Raw genomic sequence first — 16,129 nt, 5'->3', positions numbered from 1 at the left:
ACTGGGAATACGTGCTTTTTGGCGTTTTTCTCACCATACTGTTCACAACCCAAACAAACGATACGTTGAGGGCACTTTTCGGGAAAAAACTAGTTGACGCAATTAGGCCAACTACGCATAATGCGCCCCGCAACGCCGATGAAGGTGACGCGGAAAGGATGGCTACGTAGCTCAGCTGGTTAGAGCACAGCACTCATAATGCTGGGGTCACAGGTTCGATTCCCGTCGTAGCCACCATCTTTTTTGCGGGAGTGGCGAAATTGGTAGACGCACCAGATTTAGGTTCTGGCGCCGCAAGGTGTGCGAGTTCAAGTCTCGCCTCCCGCACCATTATCTTCTCGGTCTGACATCGCTTTTCGAAGCTTGTTAGTGTTTTGTAGTGATTGGGGTATCGCCAAGCGGTAAGGCACCGGTTTTTGATACCGGCATTCCCTGGTTCGAATCCAGGTACCCCAGCCATTTCAAAATCTATGCTGAAAAATTCGTTGTCCTGTTGGGGTATCGCCAAGCGGTAAGGCACTGGTTTTTGATACCAGCATTCCCTGGTTCGAATCCAGGTACCCCAGCCATCTACTTGATGTAGAAGATATTGTTGAAGTAAAGTAACATTAGCAGTACATTTGGCTACGTAGCTCAGCTGGTTAGAGCACAGCACTCATAATGCTGGGGTCACAGGTTCGATTCCCGTCGTAGCCACCATATTATTGGGGTATCGCCAAGCGGTAAGGCACCGGATTCTGATTCCGGCATTCCGAGGTTCGAATCCTCGTACCCCAGCCAAATAAAGCTGGTAAAACAGCAGAGAAACAGGGTGACTGTCGAAAGACGTCGCCCTGTTTTGTTATGTTACGATTCACATAATCTGGTATTCACAGACTCAGGTGCTAACATATTCAAACCAATCATTCGATTTTCCCAAAAGGGCGGGCATGAAGGTTTTATCGACATCCTCTGTTATTTATGTTTTCAACTCTGTTGTCGTGTCACGGTCGCATAATATTAGCCCGCCACAGCGCTCTGCCATACGAGCACGATTAACCACGCTGCTCTTTGGCATTACACTGCTATTTTGCCTCGCCACAACGAGTTATGCAGGTAATACCATTTCTTTTAAGCTATCACCGCAAACCTTCGCAGACAGAATGAACGCCAATCTGGCGATGCTCAATATTCCTCTCACGTTGACTATTAATTTAGACAAGGGAAAGTACGCCGATGACTTCCAGCACATCTTTAATGAGCACGTCGGCTTAATTGGAACGATAGAGACTAAAAGCCAGCATCTCAGTGAGATTGCGATACTCAGCGCGGCGGCAGATTCCCCTGAAGCCACGAGAGTGAATCTACAAATCGTTACAGCGGCGTTTTCTGCGTTACTGGGTGAGAAAACACCATCAGGTGAAAGTATACTCAAAAGCAATAAAATGACCGAGATGATGCTCGGTCTACTTCAGGATTGCCAAGCATCAGGAAAAAGCGCTCGGGAACTAGAAAATGTGCGTTTTACAGCAAGAAAGAACAAGGATGCTGACATCGTTTTCGTCGCCGAGCCCGTGCGATAACGGACAGTGCCCTCATTTTGTATCAGACACCAATGGCATACTTCAATGCGCGCTGTTTTAACACGCCAGCGCGCTGTGCCACCATCAGCGCCATATTGCGCGCAAAGCTCAACGGCGGTAGCGCATTACTGAACGCGTTATAGAAGAGGTCCATCCCGCTTTGCATCATCAGGTTATCTGGCATACGGCGGCACTGATAGCGACGTAACACGCGTTCAGAAGCCCATTCTTCTCCAGCATTACGTGCGTTAATGAGCACATCCAGCAGCGCCTCGACGTCACGATATCCCAGATTAACCCCCTGCCCCGCCAGCGGATTGATGGTATGCGCCGCATCGCCCAACAGCACTAAACCGGGCTTGATATAGGTTTGCGCATGACGCCTGACCAGCGGAAATGATCCGGCGGAGAGCGCTTTAACCGTACCCAATCGCTCTGGAAAGGTGGCCGCAATTTCTTTATCCAGCTGTGTAAGCGGCAGCGCCTGAAGCTGGCGAATACGCTGCGGGCTGTCATACCACACCAGCGATCCCCACTGGTCAAACAGTGGCAAAAACGCACGCGGGCCACTTGGCGTAAACTGCTGCCAAGTCACATCCTGCTGTGGTTGCGAAGTCTCAACGCCAATCAACATACAAGACTGACGATACTGCCAGCCACTGATGCCAATCCTCGCCCACTGGCGAACCTGAGAGTTCGCGCCATCAGCACCAATCACCAGCGAAGCCGTCAGTTGTTGCCCATCGGCAAGCTGTAAGCACCAGCCATCATCGGTGCGTTGCAGGTTCTGCGGCGTAGCAGGGCAATAACAGTGACAGCGTTCCTCTTCTTGCAAGCTTTCCCAAAGCGCTAATTGCAGCACACGGTTTTCCACCATAAAACCCAGCTCAGGTAGATGAATATCAGCAGCATCGAAAACGACTCTGGCATTCGCCCATTCCCAGGTTTCCAGACGTCGGTAAGGGGCGCTGCGCATTTGCTGTACTCGTGGCCATGCGCCCAACTCGTTCAGCAACGCAACCGACGCATAGCCAATCGCCGAGATCCGTAAATCTGGCGGGCTGACGGCATCAAACGGCGTCGGCATGTCCTGCTCAATCACCGCGACCTGAAACCCTTGCTGTGCCAGCCCAAGCGCCGCAGCCGCGCCAACCATACCTCCGCCAACTACAATCGCATCGTAATGCATATTGGCTTTATCCTCTCTGGTTCCGGTGTATTCACACCGGTAAAAGTGCATGAAGGTAGTGTACTGGATCTGTGGGTGATTTTTCAGAAAAGCCGCATTTTTATAGAAAGTAGGAAGTTATCAAATCAGCGCGGTTTCCGGTGCTGGTCACAACGTCAGCGAACGATTACAATACCGCCCCAAATGAGGGGAATAATTTTTATCCGCACTGAGTAATGGCAAGTCGATGACAAAAAAACTGCATATTAAAACCTGGGGCTGTCAGATGAACGAGTACGATTCATCAAAGATGGCTGATTTACTGGGAAGTACGCACGGCTATGAGCTGACTGAAATTGCTGAAGAAGCCGATGTCCTGCTGCTCAATACCTGTTCGATCCGTGAAAAGGCGCAGGAAAAGGTCTTCCATCAACTTGGCCGCTGGAAAGCGCTGAAAGATCTCAATCCGAATTTGATTATTGGTGTGGGTGGCTGCGTTGCCTCACAGGAAGGTGCGCATATTCGTGAACGTGCGCACTATGTTGACGTTATTTTTGGCCCACAAACGCTGCACCGTCTGCCGGAAATGATTAACCACGTTCAGGGTACCCGCAGCCCTATCGTTGATATCAGTTTCCCTGAAATCGAAAAATTTGACCGCCTGCCAGAACCACGTGCCGAAGGGCCAACGGCATTCGTCTCAATAATGGAAGGTTGCAATAAATACTGCACATTCTGCGTGGTGCCTTACACCCGCGGCGAAGAAGTCAGCCGCCCGTGCGACGATGTCTTATTTGAAATCGCTCAACTGGCCGCGCAAGGCGTGCGTGAAGTCAACCTGCTGGGACAAAACGTTAACGCCTATCGCGGTGAAGCCTATGACGGTGAAATTTGCTCCTTTGCTGAGCTGCTGCGTCTGGTCGCCGCCATAGATGGGATCGACCGCATCCGCTTTACCACCAGCCATCCTATTGAATTCACAGACGATATTATCAGCGTCTATGAAGATACCCCCGAACTGGTCAGCTTCCTGCATTTGCCAGTGCAAAGCGGTTCTGACCGTGTGCTGACGATGATGAAACGCCGTCATACCGCGCTGGAATACAAAGCGATCATCCGCAAGCTGCACAACGCGCGTCCAGGCATCCTGATCAGTTCTGACTTTATCGTCGGTTTCCCAGGAGAAACGCAGGCTGACTTTGAACAAACAATGAAGCTGATTGCCGATGTGAATTTCGATATGAGCTACAGCTTTGTCTATTCTGCCCGTCCGGGAACACCGGCTGCGGACATGGTTGATGACGTGCCGGAAGAAGAGAAAAAGCAGCGTCTGTACCTTCTGCAAGAACGCATCACCCAGCAGGCAATGCGCTTCAGCCGTCTCATGTTGGGCACCGTCCAGCGTATTCTGGTAGAAGGCACCTCACGTAAGAGCGTGATGGAGCTGTCTGGCCGTACGGAAAATAACCGCGTCGTTAACTTTGAAGGCACGCCGGATATGATCGGTAAATTCGTCGATGTGGAAATCGTTGATGTTTATACCAACTCGCTGCGCGGCATCGTGGTGCGCACCGAAGATCAAATGGATCTGCGCGTCCATGAATCACCGTCTTCCGTGATTGCGCGTACCCGCAAAGAGAATGAGATCGGCGTTGGGTTCTACCAGCCGTAATCGCCGTTCATGCAGATAGGCATGATGATGGGTGGCAAAGCCACCCATTTTTTATGACGGCAAGAATATCCGTCACCTCTGCGGGACAGGCTTTATCGCGTTAAAACGCGCAGGCGTTTTCTTGCGACAGCCCCTCTTCACCATCTGTTTTAATTTCATCGTGCTTACATTTGCTTTTGCGAAGCGGCATCCCAATATCATTATTGTGACTTGCACCATCGGGCATTCACGATGAATAATTCATTCGTAGGGCGGACACATCAGGCCGTCTGACAACTGTTCATTTTGTGCAGGTAGAATGCGCCAGCACAGCAACGCTCAAGAGGAATAATTTGAACGTAACGACAAAAGAGATTGCCCTTGAACCCGCAGATAACCAACGCCTGCTCAGCCTTTGCGGCCCATTTGATGACAATATTAAGCAGTTAGAGCGTCGTTTAGGCATCGAGATCAATCGACGGGATAATCAGTTTAAACTGGTCGGCAAACACCTGCTGACGCAAGCCGCCTCTGATATTCTGCAACGTCTGTATGTCGATACAGCCCCGGTACGTGGTGTGATCGGTGATATCGATCCTGAGCAAATTCACCTTGCGATTAAAGAATCACGCGTGCTTGAACAGTCTGCGGAACACGTTCCTGACTATGGCAAAGTGGTCAATATCCGTACCAAACGCGGCGTAATCAAACCGCGCACGCCAAATCAGGCACAGTATGTCGCCAATATCCTCGATCATGACATCACGTTTGGCGTTGGCCCAGCAGGAACGGGGAAAACCTACTTAGCCGTCGCTGCCGCCGTGGATGCATTGGAACGTCAGGATATTCGCCGTATTCTGCTTACACGTCCTGCGGTCGAAGCCGGTGAAAAACTGGGCTTCTTACCTGGTGATCTGAGCCAGAAAGTCGATCCTTACCTGCGACCACTTTATGACGCCCTGTTTGAAATGCTGGGCTTTGAGCGTGTCGAGAAGCTCATCGAACGCAATGTCATTGAAGTTGCGCCGCTGGCTTACATGCGTGGTCGAACGCTGAACGATGCTTTTATCATCCTGGATGAAAGTCAGAACACTACCATCGAACAGATGAAAATGTTCCTGACGCGTATCGGGTTCAACTCCAAAGCCGTCATCACTGGTGACGTCACGCAGATCGACCTGCCGAAGAATCTGAAATCCGGCTTGCGTCACGCCATTGAAGTGCTGGCCGATGTGGAAGAAATTAGCTTTAACTTTTTCCATAGCGAAGACGTGGTGCGCCACCCAGTGGTCGCGCGGATTGTGAATGCCTATGAAGCGTGGGAAAATGCCGAGCAAAAACGTAAAGACGCCTTGGCAGAACAGCGTAAGCGTGAAGCACAGGCTGCGGCATCAGATCAGGAGCAAAAATGAGTCAGGTGATTCTCGATTTACAAATCGCCAGCGAGCCAATACAAGGGCTACCGGAAGAAAAAGACTTTCAGCGCTGGCTGGAAGGGGTTCTGCCACAGTTTCAGGAAGTCGCGGAAGTCACCATCCGTATCGTGGATGAGGCTGAAAGCCGCGACCTGAATAACACCTACCGCGGGAAAGACAAGCCGACCAACGTGCTGTCCTTCCCTTTTGAAGCTCCGCCTGAAGTCGAACTTCCTCTGCTGGGCGATTTAATCATCTGCCGTCAGGTTGTCGAGCAAGAAGCCGCAGAGCAGGAAAAAACCGTAGAAGAGCACTGGGCGCACATGGTTGTCCATGGTAGCCTGCATCTGCTAGGGTATGACCATATCGAAGACAGCGAAGCCGAAGAAATGGAAGCGCTGGAAACCGAGATTATGCAAAGTATGGGTTATGCCGATCCTTACCTTGCAGAAAAAGATGGTCTCACTGAATAAATAGAAATACATTTTATCTAGCCCGAGATCGGGAAGATGTCGGGTACTTATCTGCTACACATCAGCGACTGTGCCGTTTCCAGTTGCTGGCAATAATCCCTTAACAAGAGTGATGTTAATTAAAACGCATGAGCGACGACCATTCTCAAAACAGCGATGCACCCAGTCCCAAAAAGGGCTTCTTTTCTCTTATTCTTAATCAGCTTTTTCACGGCGAGCCAAAAGATCGTAACGGTTTACTCACTCTGATTCGCGATTCCGAACAGAATGATCTGATCGATCCTGAAACACGAGATATGCTCGAAGGCGTCATGGATATCGCCGACCAGCGTGTACGTGACATCATGATCCCTCGCTCGCAGATGATTACGCTCAAGCGCGATCAAACGCTGGAAGAGTGTCTGGACGTGATTATCGAATCCGCCCACTCCCGTTTCCCCGTCATTAGCGAAGATAAAGACCACATTGAAGGCATCCTGATGGCGAAAGATTTGCTGCCGTTTATGCGCAGTGATTCTGAGCCTTTCAGTATGGATAAAGTTCTGCGCTCCGCCGTGGTTGTGCCGGAAAGTAAACGCGTTGATCGGATGCTGAATGAGTTCCGCTCACTGCGCTATCACATGGCGATTGTCATCGATGAGTTTGGTGGCGTATCTGGCCTGGTCACGATTGAAGATATTCTTGAGCTGATTGTCGGCGAAATTGAAGACGAATATGACGATGAAGAAGACAGAGATATTCGTCAGCTTAATCGCCAGACCTACACCGTTCGTGCGTTAACCGACATAGAAGATTTTAACGAGGCTTTCGGCACACGGTTCAGCGATGACGAAGTCGATACGATTGGCGGCTTGGTGATGCAGTCCTTTGGGCACCTTCCTGCCCGAGGCGAAACCATCGACATAGAAGGTTACCTGTTTAAGGTTGCGATGGCGGACAGCCGCCGTATTATTCAGGTTCATGTCAGAATCCCTGACGATGCCCCTCAACCAAAATTGGAAGAATAATTTGGCAATGGTTGTCGCTTCTTTTCTACAACGCCAGCAGGTCAGAGCCCTGCTGGCGCTCTTATTTGGTGCCTGTGGCACGCTGGCATTTTCTCCCTTTGATTTCTGGCCAGCGGCGATTATCTCGCTCATGGGCCTACAGGCGCTGACGCTAAACCGTACTAGCCGCCAGTCAGCCTGGATAGGCTTTTGCTGGGGTTTCGGCCTGTTCGGCAGCGGCATTAACTGGGTTTACGTCAGTATCGCGCAATTTGGCGGGATGCCGGGCCCTGTAAATATCGCACTGGTCATTCTGCTCGCGGCCTATTTATCGCTCTATCCCCTGCTGTTTGCCTCCCTGCTCTCACGTCTCAGCCCGAAGACAACGCTGCTGCGTCTGACACTGGCCGCTCCCGTGCTCTGGCAGCTAACCGAATTTCTACGCGGCTGGGTACTGACAGGTTTTCCGTGGCTGCAATTTGGCTACAGTCAGATCGATGGCCCGCTAAAAGGTATTGCGCCCATTCTGGGCATCGACACGATTACGTTCCTGTTGATGAGTCTCAGCGGGCTACTCGTTTATGCCATCACTCAACGCAAAGTTGTTCCGGCGGCCATTGCTATCGCTGTTTTCGTTTTATCATGGCCGCTGCGCAACGTGCAGTGGTATACCCTGCAACCTGAACGCGCCGTCAATGTCGCACTGGTACAGGGTAATATTCCTCAGGCCGTGAAATGGGAACAGGATGAGCTGCTGAACACGCTGCGGATCTATCTGGATAGCAGCCTGCCTTATATGGACAAAGCGCCTATCGTGATCTGGCCGGAAACGGCGATTCCTGATATTGAAAGTCGTCAGAGCGTTTATCTGAAACAGGTTGACGATATCTTGCGTAGCCGCAATAGCAGCCTGATTACAGGTATTGTCGATATCCGACGTGAGGGTAATAAAACCGATTTTTATAACTCAGTGATCGTTTTGGGCGACAAAGATCCGTATCACTACCCCACAACGAACCGTTACAAAAAAAACCATCTGGTGCCTTTTGGCGAGTTTGTCCCGCTGGAAACATTACTACGTCCGTTGGCGCCGTTCTTCGATCTCCCGATGTCGTCGTTCAGCCGGGGAGACTACGTTCAGCCTCAGCTTTCGGTTCATGGCTTCAAACTGAATGCCGCCATTTGTTATGAGATAATTTTAGGCCAACAGCTGCGGGATAACTTCCGGCCAGACACTGATATGTTGCTGACTATCTCGAACGATGCTTGGTTTGGTCATTCGATCGGGCCGTGGCAGCACTTCCAGATGGCACGCATGCGCGCGCTGGAATTAGGGCGTCCTCTGGTTCGGAGTACCAATAACGGCGTCACCGCGGTGATCGCGCCAGATGGCAATATCAGCGCCAGCCTGCCGCAATTTACCCGTGCGGTGCTGAGCACACAGATTGTGCCCGCTACCGGGATCACACCTTATGCACGCTTCGGTTCCTGGCCACTCTGGATCATTACGCTTCTTGGCGGCATCGTTACCGTTTTCTCCGCTTTACGTCGCCGATAACCACTCTCCTCTCACTTCCCTAAGGGCATGCTTTTGCATGCCTTTTTTTATTTATGGCACGGTATTTGCCTGTTATTACCCTGTAAAAGGTTGTTTCTGTATTTTTTTGGATATTGCGTCGGCTTCAGGCTCTCTATTGGAGCAAGTAGCGCACCAAATTGGTGCCACACACTGACATTGCAGCCATTTGGTGCGGCGGGTATCGCAAAAAACAAACATTTTCATTTCAATCTATTTACAATCAGCTACTTTTTAACTGTAGAGACAGTAACTTCGCGCTTTAACGGTGCAGCGGTATCACTGATAAGTCGCAAAGCGTTATGAGTGATGCAGCGGTACACGTTAACTTGAAAATGACGGGCATATTAACCATACGGTTATTCATGACAGCGCTATAACTATTGCAGCAACGACAGCAAAGGAGTTAGAACATGCAAATGCGTAAACTGGCATTATCACTGCTTCTGCTTGGCACAGCCGCCAGCGTAGCTCAGGCTGAAGATCTGGCCGGTACCCTGAAAAAGGTCAAAGATAATGGCGTGATCGTTATTGGACACCGCGAATCGTCCGTGCCTTTTTCTTACTATGACAACACGCAAAAAGTGGTTGGCTATTCTCAGGCTTACTCTGACAAAATTGTCGAAGCGATTAAGAAAAAACTGGATGCGCCTAACCTGCAGGTCAAGCTACTCCCTATCACTTCTCAGAACCGTATCCCTCTGTTGCAGAACGGTACATTCGATTTTGAATGTGGTTCAACGACCAACAATCTGGAACGCCAGAAACAAGCCGCATTCTCTAACACCATTTTCGTGGTCGGTACGCGTCTGTTAACCAAAAAAGACTCCGGCATAAAAGACTTTCCAGATCTGGCAGGTAAAACGGTGGTCGTCACCTCCGGTACCACCTCTGAAGTTCTGCTGAATAAGCTGAATGAAGAAAAACAGATGAAAATGCGCATCATCAGCGCGAAAGACCACGGCGACTCCTTCCGTACGCTGGAAAGCGGCCGTGCTGTGGCCTTCATGATGGATGATGCTTTGCTGGCTGGCGAACGTGCGAAAGCGAAAAGCGCCGATCAGTGGGACATCGTCGGCAAAGCGCAGTCTGAAGAAGCCTACGGCTGTATGCTGCGTAAAGACGACCCGCAATTCAAGAAACTGGTTGATGACACCATCGCTGAGGTTCAGACCTCCGGTGAAGCTGAAAAATGGTTCGATCGCTGGTTTAAACAGCCTATTCCACCAAAAGATCTTAACCTGAACTTTGCACTGTCAGATGAAATGAAGGCCTTGTTCAAAGCGCCAAATGACAAAGCGCTCAACTAATTAATAATGAGAATAAGGGCAGAGTCATCTGCCCTCTGATTGCTGATTCGTGGCAGGACAGACAGGCATGTGATGGTCGTTCCCCATCACATGTTGCCCCGAGACATTTCGATAAACAGGAAAACAAACAATACGCCTGTAGCTTGAAACAGAACGGGGATATGGCCGCTCATCAATCTTCAGGGTAGCTCCGCTACCCTTTTTTTACCGGAGTTCGTTATGTCTATAGATTGGAACTGGGGCATATTTCTACAAGACGCCCCTTTCGGCAACACAACCTACCTCGGATGGATTTTGTCCGGTCTGCAAGTCACCGTCACATTGTCTATCTGCGCCTGGATTATCGCCTTTCTCGTTGGCTCTTTATTTGGCATCTTGCGTACCGTCCCGAACCGTTTTGTTGCGGGCATTGGTACCTGCTACGTCGAGCTATTTCGTAACGTTCCGCTGATTGTTCAGTTCTTTACCTGGTATTTGGTCGTTCCCGAACTGCTTCCTGCTGGCATCGGCATGTGGTTTAAAGCCGAGCTAGATCCGAATATTCAGTTCTTCCTGTCATCAATGATTTGTCTAGGACTTTTCACCGCAGCGCGCGTTTGTGAGCAGGTGCGTGCGGGGATTCAATCGCTACCACGCGGGCAGAAAGCCGCTGGGCTGGCAATGGGCCTGACGCTGCCACAAACGTACCGTTATGTGTTGCTGCCCAATGCGTATCGCGTCATTGTTCCGCCGTTGACGTCAGAGATGCTGAACCTGGTAAAAAACTCGGCTATCGCGTCAACAATTGGTCTGGTGGATATGGCGGCACAGGCGGGGAAACTGCTGGACTATTCCGCCCACGCGTATGAATCCTTTACCGCTATCACGCTGGCGTACGTTGGCATCAATGCCATCATTATGTTGATTATGCAGGTCGTTGAGCGAAAAACCCGTTTGCCGGGCAATATGGGGAGCAAATAAATCATGTATGAATTTGACTGGAGCTCAATTGGGCCAAGCATGCCGTACCTGATTCAGGGGATGGTCGTTACACTCAAAATTACGCTGACGGCGGTGGTATTCGGGATTGTGTGGGGCACGATTCTGGCAGTCATGCGCCTGTCGCCGATCAAACCTATCAGTTGGTTCGCTAAACTGTATGTGAACCTGTTCCGCTCCGTTCCACTCGTTATGGTGCTGTTGTGGTTCTATCTGGTGGTTCCTAGCTTATTACAAAATGTGCTTGGGCTGTCGCCGAAAACCGATATTCGACTGATTTCAGCTATGGTAGCCTTCTCGCTGTTCGAGGCAGCCTATTATTCTGAAATCATTCGTGCGGGTATCCTCAGCATATCGCGCGGCCAATCCTCCGCGGCGCTTGCCTTAGGCATGACACACTGGCAATCCATGAAGTTGGTTATTCTGCCACAGGCATTCCGCGCCATGGTGCCCTTGCTGCTAACACAAGGGATTGTCCTGTTTCAGGATACATCGTTGGTTTACGTGCTCAGCCTCGCAGATTTCTTCCGTACCGCCTCAACCATCGGTGAGCGTGACGGAACACAAGTTGAAATGATCCTGTTTGCTGGGTTCATTTATTTTATCTTCAGCATTTCAGCCTCAATGCTGGTCAGTTACCTGAAAAAAAGGACGGTTTGATGATTTCCCTGAAAAATGTTTCTAAATGGTACGGCCAATTTCAGGTGCTAGCCGACTGCTCCACAGAAGTAAAAAAAGGTGAAGTCGTGGTCGTCTGTGGGCCTTCAGGCTCCGGCAAGTCAACCCTGATTAAAACCGTAAATGGTCTGGAACCGATCCAACAAGGTGAAATTACCGTTAATGGCATTGCCGTTAATGATAAAAACACCAATCTGGCTCAGCTACGTTCCAAAGTCGGGATGGTGTTCCAGCACTTTGAACTGTTCCCACATCTGTCGATTATCGAGAACCTAACGCTCGCGCAGGTAAAAGTGCTGAAACGTAAGCGTGAAGATGCCAAAGCCAAAGCACAGAAGCTATTAGAACGCGTTGGGCTGGCCGCACACGCTAACAAGTACCCAGGGCAACTTTCCGGTGGTCAGCAGCAGCGTGTGGCTATCGCCCGCGCACTGTGTATGGACCCTATCGCGATGCTATTTGATGAGCCGACATCCGCACTCGATCCAGAAATGATCAACGAAGTGCTGGACGTCATGGTCGAATTGGCACAAGAAGGCATGACCATGATGGTCGTCACCCATGAAATGGGCTTTGCCCGTAAAGTGGCGCACCGCGTGATCTTTATGGATGAGGGGAAAATCGTTGAAGACACCCGCAAAGATGACTTCTTCAATAACCCACAATCCGAACGCGCGAAAGACTTCCTAGCGAAAATCCTGCATTAATACTCAGATAAAGCGTGCCATAAGGCACGCTGCTGACTGGTAAAGCGCGTCGAGCGGTGGTAATGGGTAGATCGTAAAGACGCTGCAAGTACATCCGTTGTAAGCTCGGATTGCGCCATCCATGGCGCAAACGCTTTACTCTTCTATCCCATTATCACCGTTCTCGTTCTGTAAATCGGTTTGCCAAAAATCTTAATATGCCGTAAGGCAGCTTATTTACTGCTCCTACAGCCTTACAGCCTTACGGCTGAAACGGCTGGCGGTGGAACAAGTCATGCGAGCATTTCGGGCAGAGTGGCAAGACTTCCGGCGTATAGAACGCAATATGGTGGTGGCAGTTCTCACACACCAAATTGCCTAGCCCAACCACTTCACCGCTGTGGTACACTCCGTGATGATTCACATCTTTAAAAATCTCACGCCACTCAAGCTGAGTTTTATCCGTAATATCCGCAAGTTCCTGCCACAGGCTTTCCTTGATGACTCGCATAAAAACGCTATCGGTAAACGCATTCTGACTTTCGCTATAGCTGCGGGCAAACTCCTCCAGATCGCGCTGAACGGCCTGAATCACCTGTTCTATTTCTTTCTGCGTCAGCTCCGAGCTTTCCTGCAAGGTTTTGCGGGCGCTCAGCACCAGACTATCGAGATCGCGCTCCCCGTTGTTCAGCCGGGCCGTCACTGAAGCCATTAACTCGCGGTAATAACGGGCTAGTTTATTCATGGTTCCTCCTGAATAAGCGGGTTGAAGGACGATAAAGCACGACTATTCGCCGTCTGGCACACGAGGCAAAAAATCGATACGTTGCCTATCTCTCTCTATTTTAGATTATTTTTCCAGTACGCCTGATAAATTGTCGCCAATTTGCGCAACGCCTCGCAGTCTGTCGCTCACAGAGCAGAAATATTCCTCAGTCGGGCGCAGGGTGTTGTTGCACGCGCCGCTTACGGCTATGCTATGCGGATCTTTTGTTATGAATCAGAACAGGCTACTCACACGTAGCGATTCTTCACTAAACAGGACCCCTGGCAGCCATGCAAGAGCAATACCGCCCAGAAGAGATAGAAGCGGACGTCCAGCTTCACTGGCAAGAGAAGCAGACATTTAAAGTCACCGAACAACCCGGCAAGGAAAAATACTATTGCCTTTCCATGCTGCCTTACCCTTCTGGCCGACTACATATGGGCCACGTCCGTAACTACACCATCGGCGACGTGATCTCCCGTTATCAGCGCATGCTGGGTAAAAACGTTCTGCAACCGATCGGTTGGGATGCCTTTGGTCTGCCAGCAGAAGGGGCTGCGGTCAAAAACAACACCGCACCAGCGCCATGGACCTACGCCAACATCGACTACATGAAAAACCAGCTCAAACTGCTGGGCTTTGGCTATGACTGGGATCGCGAAATCGCGACCTGTAAACCAGACTACTACCGCTGGGAACAGTGGTTCTTCACCAAGCTGTACGAGAAAGGTCTAGTTTATAAAAAAACCTCCGCCGTTAACTGGTGCCCGAACGACCAGACTGTACTGGCGAACGAGCAGGTTATCGATGGCTGCTGCTGGCGTTGCGATACCAAGGTTGAACGCAAAGAAATTCCGCAGTGGTTTATCAAAATCACCGCTTATGCCGACCAATTGCTGAACGATTTGGATACACTGGAAAGCTGGCCTGAGCAGGTCAAAACCATGCAGCGTAACTGGATCGGCCGTTCTGAAGGTGTGGAAATCACCTTTGACGTGGCGGACAGCGCCGAGAAACTGACCGTTTACACCACGCGCCCCGATACGTTCATGGGCGTGACTTACGTTGCCGTTGCCGCTGGTCACCCTCTTGCCGCACAGGCCGCAGCCACTAATCCTGCGCTGACCGATTTCATTGCAGAATGCCGTAATACCAAAGTTGCCGAAGCCGATATGGCGACAATGGAAAAAAAAGGCATGGCAACCGGTCTGTATGCTATTCACCCATTGAACGGCGAGAAAGTCGCTATCTGGGTCGCCAACTTCGTCCTGATGGAATACGGCACAGGTGCTGTGATGGCCGTTCCGGGTCACGACCAGCGCGACTGGGAATTCGCCACCAAATACGATCTGTCCATCAAGCCGGTAATTCTGAATGCTGACGGCAGCGAGCCCGATCTGTCAGCTGAAGCGATGACAGAAAAAGGCAGCCTGTTCAATTCTGGCGAGTTTGATGGTCTGGATTTCGACGCCGCTTTCAATGCCATTGCCGACAGACTGGTAGAGAAAGGCATTGGCGAGCGCAAAGTCAACTATCGCCTGCGCGACTGGGGTGTCTCCCGTCAGCGTTACTGGGGCGCACCAATCCCAATGGTGACGCTGGAAGACGGTACTGTCATCCCAACGCCAGAAGATCAACTGCCGGTGATCCTGCCGGAAGATGTCGTGATGGATGGTATCACCAGCCCACTGAAATCTAACCCAGAGTGGGCTAAGACGACCGTTAACGGTCAGTCTGCGCTGCGTGAAACCGACACGTTTGACACCTTTATGGAATCATCCTGGTACTACGCGCGCTACACCTGCCCGCAGTACGATCAGGGAATGCTGGATCCAGCCGCCGCCAACTACTGGCTGCCCGTTGACCAATATGTTGGCGGTATCGAACACGCCATCATGCACCTGATGTATTTCCGCTTCTTCCACAAACTGATGCGCGACGCGGGTCTGGTGACGTCTGACGAACCAGCCAAACGCCTGCTGTGCCAAGGCATGGTGCTGGCCGATGCCTTCTATTACTTGGGCAATAACGGCGAGCGCGTCTGGGTTTCTCCTACCGACGTCACCGTTGAACGTGATGAGAAAGGACGTATCGTAAAAGCCGTCGATAACGAAGGCCGTGATGTGATCTACGCGGGTATGAGCAAAATGTCGAAGTCTAAAAACAACGGCATCGACCCGCAGGTCATGGTAGAGAAATACGGTGCAGATACCGTGCGTCTATTCATGATGTTTGCGTCTCCGGCGGAAATGACGCTGGAATGGCAGGAATCCGGCGTAGAAGGCGCAAACCGCTTCCTGAAACGCGTCTGGAGACAGGCATTCGAGCATACCGAGAAAGGTGCGGTAACAGCGCTGGATGTCGCGACGCTGAACGAAGATCAGAAATCACTGCGTCGCGATCTGCACAAAACGATTGCGAAAGTGACCGATGATATCGGCCGCCGTCAGACCTTCAACACCGCCATCGCCGCCATCATGGAGCTGATGAACAAACTGGCGAAAGCGCCGCAGGACAGCGATCAAGATCGCGCGCTGACGCAGGAGACGCTGCTGGCCGTTGTTCGTATGCTCTATCCGTTCACACCGCACGTCTGCTTCACACTGTGGCAGGCGCTGCAAGGCGAAGGCGACATCGATACCGCGCCATGGCCGGTTGCAGATGAGAGCGCAATGGTCGAAGATTCCAAGCTGGTCGTCGTGCAGGTTAACGGTAAAGTCCGTGGTAAAATTACCGTTGCCGCTGACGCGAGCGAAGAACAGGTTCGCGAACGCGCTGCTCAGGAACCGCTGGTCGCAAAATATCTGGACGGCGTCACGGTTCGTAAAGTGATTTATGTCCCTGGCAAACTGCTTAACCTGGTTGTGGGTTAAGGCAAGG

Annotated in this window: 13 protein-coding genes and 6 tRNA genes; 17 read left to right on the top strand and 2 right to left on the bottom strand. The window is 51.0% G+C overall.

The annotated features are described in order from the left end of the window. Positions 1-160 precede the first annotated feature (160 nt). From H0247_RS09740 to H0247_RS09710, 7 genes are all read left to right on the top strand, one after another. A tRNA-Met gene (locus H0247_RS09740) sits at positions 161-237 on the top strand. A gap of 8 nt (positions 238-245) precedes the next feature. Beyond that, positions 246-330, top strand: a tRNA-Leu gene (locus H0247_RS09735). Positions 331-384: 54 nt separating this feature from the next. Then, a tRNA-Gln gene (locus tag H0247_RS09730) sits at positions 385-459 on the top strand. Between the two features lie 35 nt (positions 460-494). Continuing rightward, a tRNA-Gln gene (locus H0247_RS09725) sits at positions 495-569 on the top strand. A 53-nt stretch (positions 570-622) separates the two neighbouring features. Continuing rightward, positions 623-699 (top strand) — tRNA-Met (locus H0247_RS09720). Positions 700-705: 6 nt separating this feature from the next. Next, positions 706-780, top strand: a tRNA-Gln gene (locus tag H0247_RS09715). 362 nt (positions 781-1,142) lie between these two features. Further along, complete coding sequence (locus H0247_RS09710) at positions 1,143-1,562, top strand: hypothetical protein (RefSeq protein WP_370463322.1); 420 nt, start codon at positions 1,143-1,145, stop codon at positions 1,560-1,562. Positions 1,563-1,584: 22 nt separating this feature from the next. On the opposite strand, the gene ubiF is transcribed toward H0247_RS09710, so the two are convergent. Continuing rightward, on the bottom strand, positions 1,585-2,751 hold the full coding sequence (gene ubiF, locus H0247_RS09705; RefSeq protein WP_180742352.1) for a 3-demethoxyubiquinol 3-hydroxylase: 1,167 nt from the start codon (positions 2,749-2,751) through the stop codon (positions 1,585-1,587). Positions 2,752-2,977: 226 nt separating this feature from the next. On the opposite strand from ubiF, the gene miaB reads away from it, so the two are divergent. The 9 genes from miaB (at position 2,978) to H0247_RS09660 (ending at position 12,504) form a co-directional block, all read left to right on the top strand. After that, positions 2,978-4,402: a tRNA (N6-isopentenyl adenosine(37)-C2)-methylthiotransferase MiaB gene (gene miaB / locus H0247_RS09700; RefSeq protein WP_180742351.1), complete on the top strand. Its 1,425-nt coding sequence runs from the start codon at positions 2,978-2,980 to the stop codon at positions 4,400-4,402. Positions 4,403-4,734: 332 nt separating this feature from the next. Continuing rightward, complete coding sequence (locus H0247_RS09695; RefSeq protein WP_180742350.1) at positions 4,735-5,793, top strand: PhoH family protein; 1,059 nt, start codon at positions 4,735-4,737, stop codon at positions 5,791-5,793. Beyond that, on the top strand, positions 5,790-6,269 hold the full coding sequence (ybeY, locus tag H0247_RS09690) for an rRNA maturation RNase YbeY (RefSeq protein ID WP_180742349.1): 480 nt from the start codon (positions 5,790-5,792) through the stop codon (positions 6,267-6,269). Before H0247_RS09695 ends, ybeY begins: the two co-directional genes overlap by 4 nt. A gap of 128 nt (positions 6,270-6,397) precedes the next feature. Then, positions 6,398-7,276, top strand: a complete 879-nt coding sequence (gene corC, locus H0247_RS09685) for a CNNM family magnesium/cobalt transport protein CorC (RefSeq protein ID WP_015839475.1) — start codon at positions 6,398-6,400, stop codon at positions 7,274-7,276. Positions 7,277-7,283: 7 nt separating this feature from the next. Beyond that, positions 7,284-8,813 carry an apolipoprotein N-acyltransferase gene (gene lnt, locus H0247_RS09680; RefSeq protein ID WP_180742520.1) on the top strand — a complete coding sequence of 510 codons (1,530 nt, stop codon included), beginning with the start codon at positions 7,284-7,286 and terminating at the stop codon, positions 8,811-8,813. A 431-nt stretch (positions 8,814-9,244) separates the two neighbouring features. After that, a complete protein-coding gene (locus tag H0247_RS09675) occupies positions 9,245-10,141 on the top strand; it encodes an amino acid ABC transporter substrate-binding protein (RefSeq protein WP_180742348.1) in 897 nt (298 codons plus the stop codon). Positions 10,142-10,360: 219 nt separating this feature from the next. After that, positions 10,361-11,101, top strand: a complete 741-nt coding sequence (locus H0247_RS09670; RefSeq protein ID WP_180742347.1) for an amino acid ABC transporter permease — start codon at positions 10,361-10,363, stop codon at positions 11,099-11,101. A gap of 3 nt (positions 11,102-11,104) precedes the next feature. Continuing rightward, a complete protein-coding gene (gene gltK, locus H0247_RS09665) occupies positions 11,105-11,779 on the top strand; it encodes a glutamate/aspartate ABC transporter permease GltK (protein ID WP_015839471.1) in 675 nt (224 codons plus the stop codon). After that, positions 11,779-12,504 carry an amino acid ABC transporter ATP-binding protein gene (locus tag H0247_RS09660; RefSeq protein WP_180742346.1) on the top strand — a complete coding sequence of 242 codons (726 nt, stop codon included), beginning with the start codon at positions 11,779-11,781 and terminating at the stop codon, positions 12,502-12,504. The genes gltK and H0247_RS09660 overlap by 1 nt, the downstream gene beginning before the upstream one ends. A 241-nt stretch (positions 12,505-12,745) precedes the next feature. Here the strand turns inward: H0247_RS09660 and H0247_RS09655 are convergent, their stop codons facing one another. Beyond that, the gene (locus tag H0247_RS09655; protein WP_180742345.1) at positions 12,746-13,228 is read right to left on the bottom strand and encodes a zinc ribbon-containing protein; all 483 of its coding nucleotides are present in this window, start codon (positions 13,226-13,228) and stop codon (positions 12,746-12,748) included. A 311-nt stretch (positions 13,229-13,539) separates the two neighbouring features. Between H0247_RS09655 and leuS the strand changes: the two genes are divergently transcribed. Then, positions 13,540-16,122 carry a leucine--tRNA ligase gene (gene leuS, locus H0247_RS09650; protein ID WP_180742344.1) on the top strand — a complete coding sequence of 861 codons (2,583 nt, stop codon included), beginning with the start codon at positions 13,540-13,542 and terminating at the stop codon, positions 16,120-16,122. The last annotated feature ends 7 nt before the right edge of the window (positions 16,123-16,129 follow it).

It is taken from the genome of Pectobacterium sp. CFBP8739 (assembly GCF_013449375.1).
Lineage (GTDB): Bacteria > Pseudomonadota > Gammaproteobacteria > Enterobacterales > Enterobacteriaceae > Pectobacterium.
This window is presented reverse-complemented; position numbering and strand designations above follow the sequence as displayed.

Bases quoted from the DNA above. Each gene is read 5' to 3' on its own strand.
- H0247_RS09710 (WP_370463322.1), top strand. From the start codon at position 1,143: ATGAACGCCAATCTGGCGATGCTCAATATTCCTCTCACGTTGACTATT.
- ubiF (WP_180742352.1), bottom strand. From the start codon at position 2,751: ATGCATTACGATGCGATTGTAGTTGGCGGAGGTATGGTTGGCGCGGCT.
- miaB (WP_180742351.1), top strand. From the start codon at position 2,978: ATGACAAAAAAACTGCATATTAAAACCTGGGGCTGTCAGATGAACGAG.
- ybeY (WP_180742349.1), top strand. From the start codon at position 5,790: ATGAGTCAGGTGATTCTCGATTTACAAATCGCCAGCGAGCCAATACAA.
- corC (WP_015839475.1), top strand. From the start codon at position 6,398: ATGAGCGACGACCATTCTCAAAACAGCGATGCACCCAGTCCCAAAAAG.
- lnt (WP_180742520.1), top strand. From the start codon at position 7,284: ATGGTTGTCGCTTCTTTTCTACAACGCCAGCAGGTCAGAGCCCTGCTG.
- H0247_RS09675 (WP_180742348.1), top strand. From the start codon at position 9,245: ATGCAAATGCGTAAACTGGCATTATCACTGCTTCTGCTTGGCACAGCC.
- H0247_RS09670 (WP_180742347.1), top strand. From the start codon at position 10,361: ATGTCTATAGATTGGAACTGGGGCATATTTCTACAAGACGCCCCTTTC.
- gltK (WP_015839471.1), top strand. From the start codon at position 11,105: ATGTATGAATTTGACTGGAGCTCAATTGGGCCAAGCATGCCGTACCTG.
- H0247_RS09660 (WP_180742346.1), top strand. From the start codon at position 11,779: ATGATTTCCCTGAAAAATGTTTCTAAATGGTACGGCCAATTTCAGGTG.
- H0247_RS09655 (WP_180742345.1), bottom strand. From the start codon at position 13,228: ATGAATAAACTAGCCCGTTATTACCGCGAGTTAATGGCTTCAGTGACG.
- leuS (WP_180742344.1), top strand. From the start codon at position 13,540: ATGCAAGAGCAATACCGCCCAGAAGAGATAGAAGCGGACGTCCAGCTT.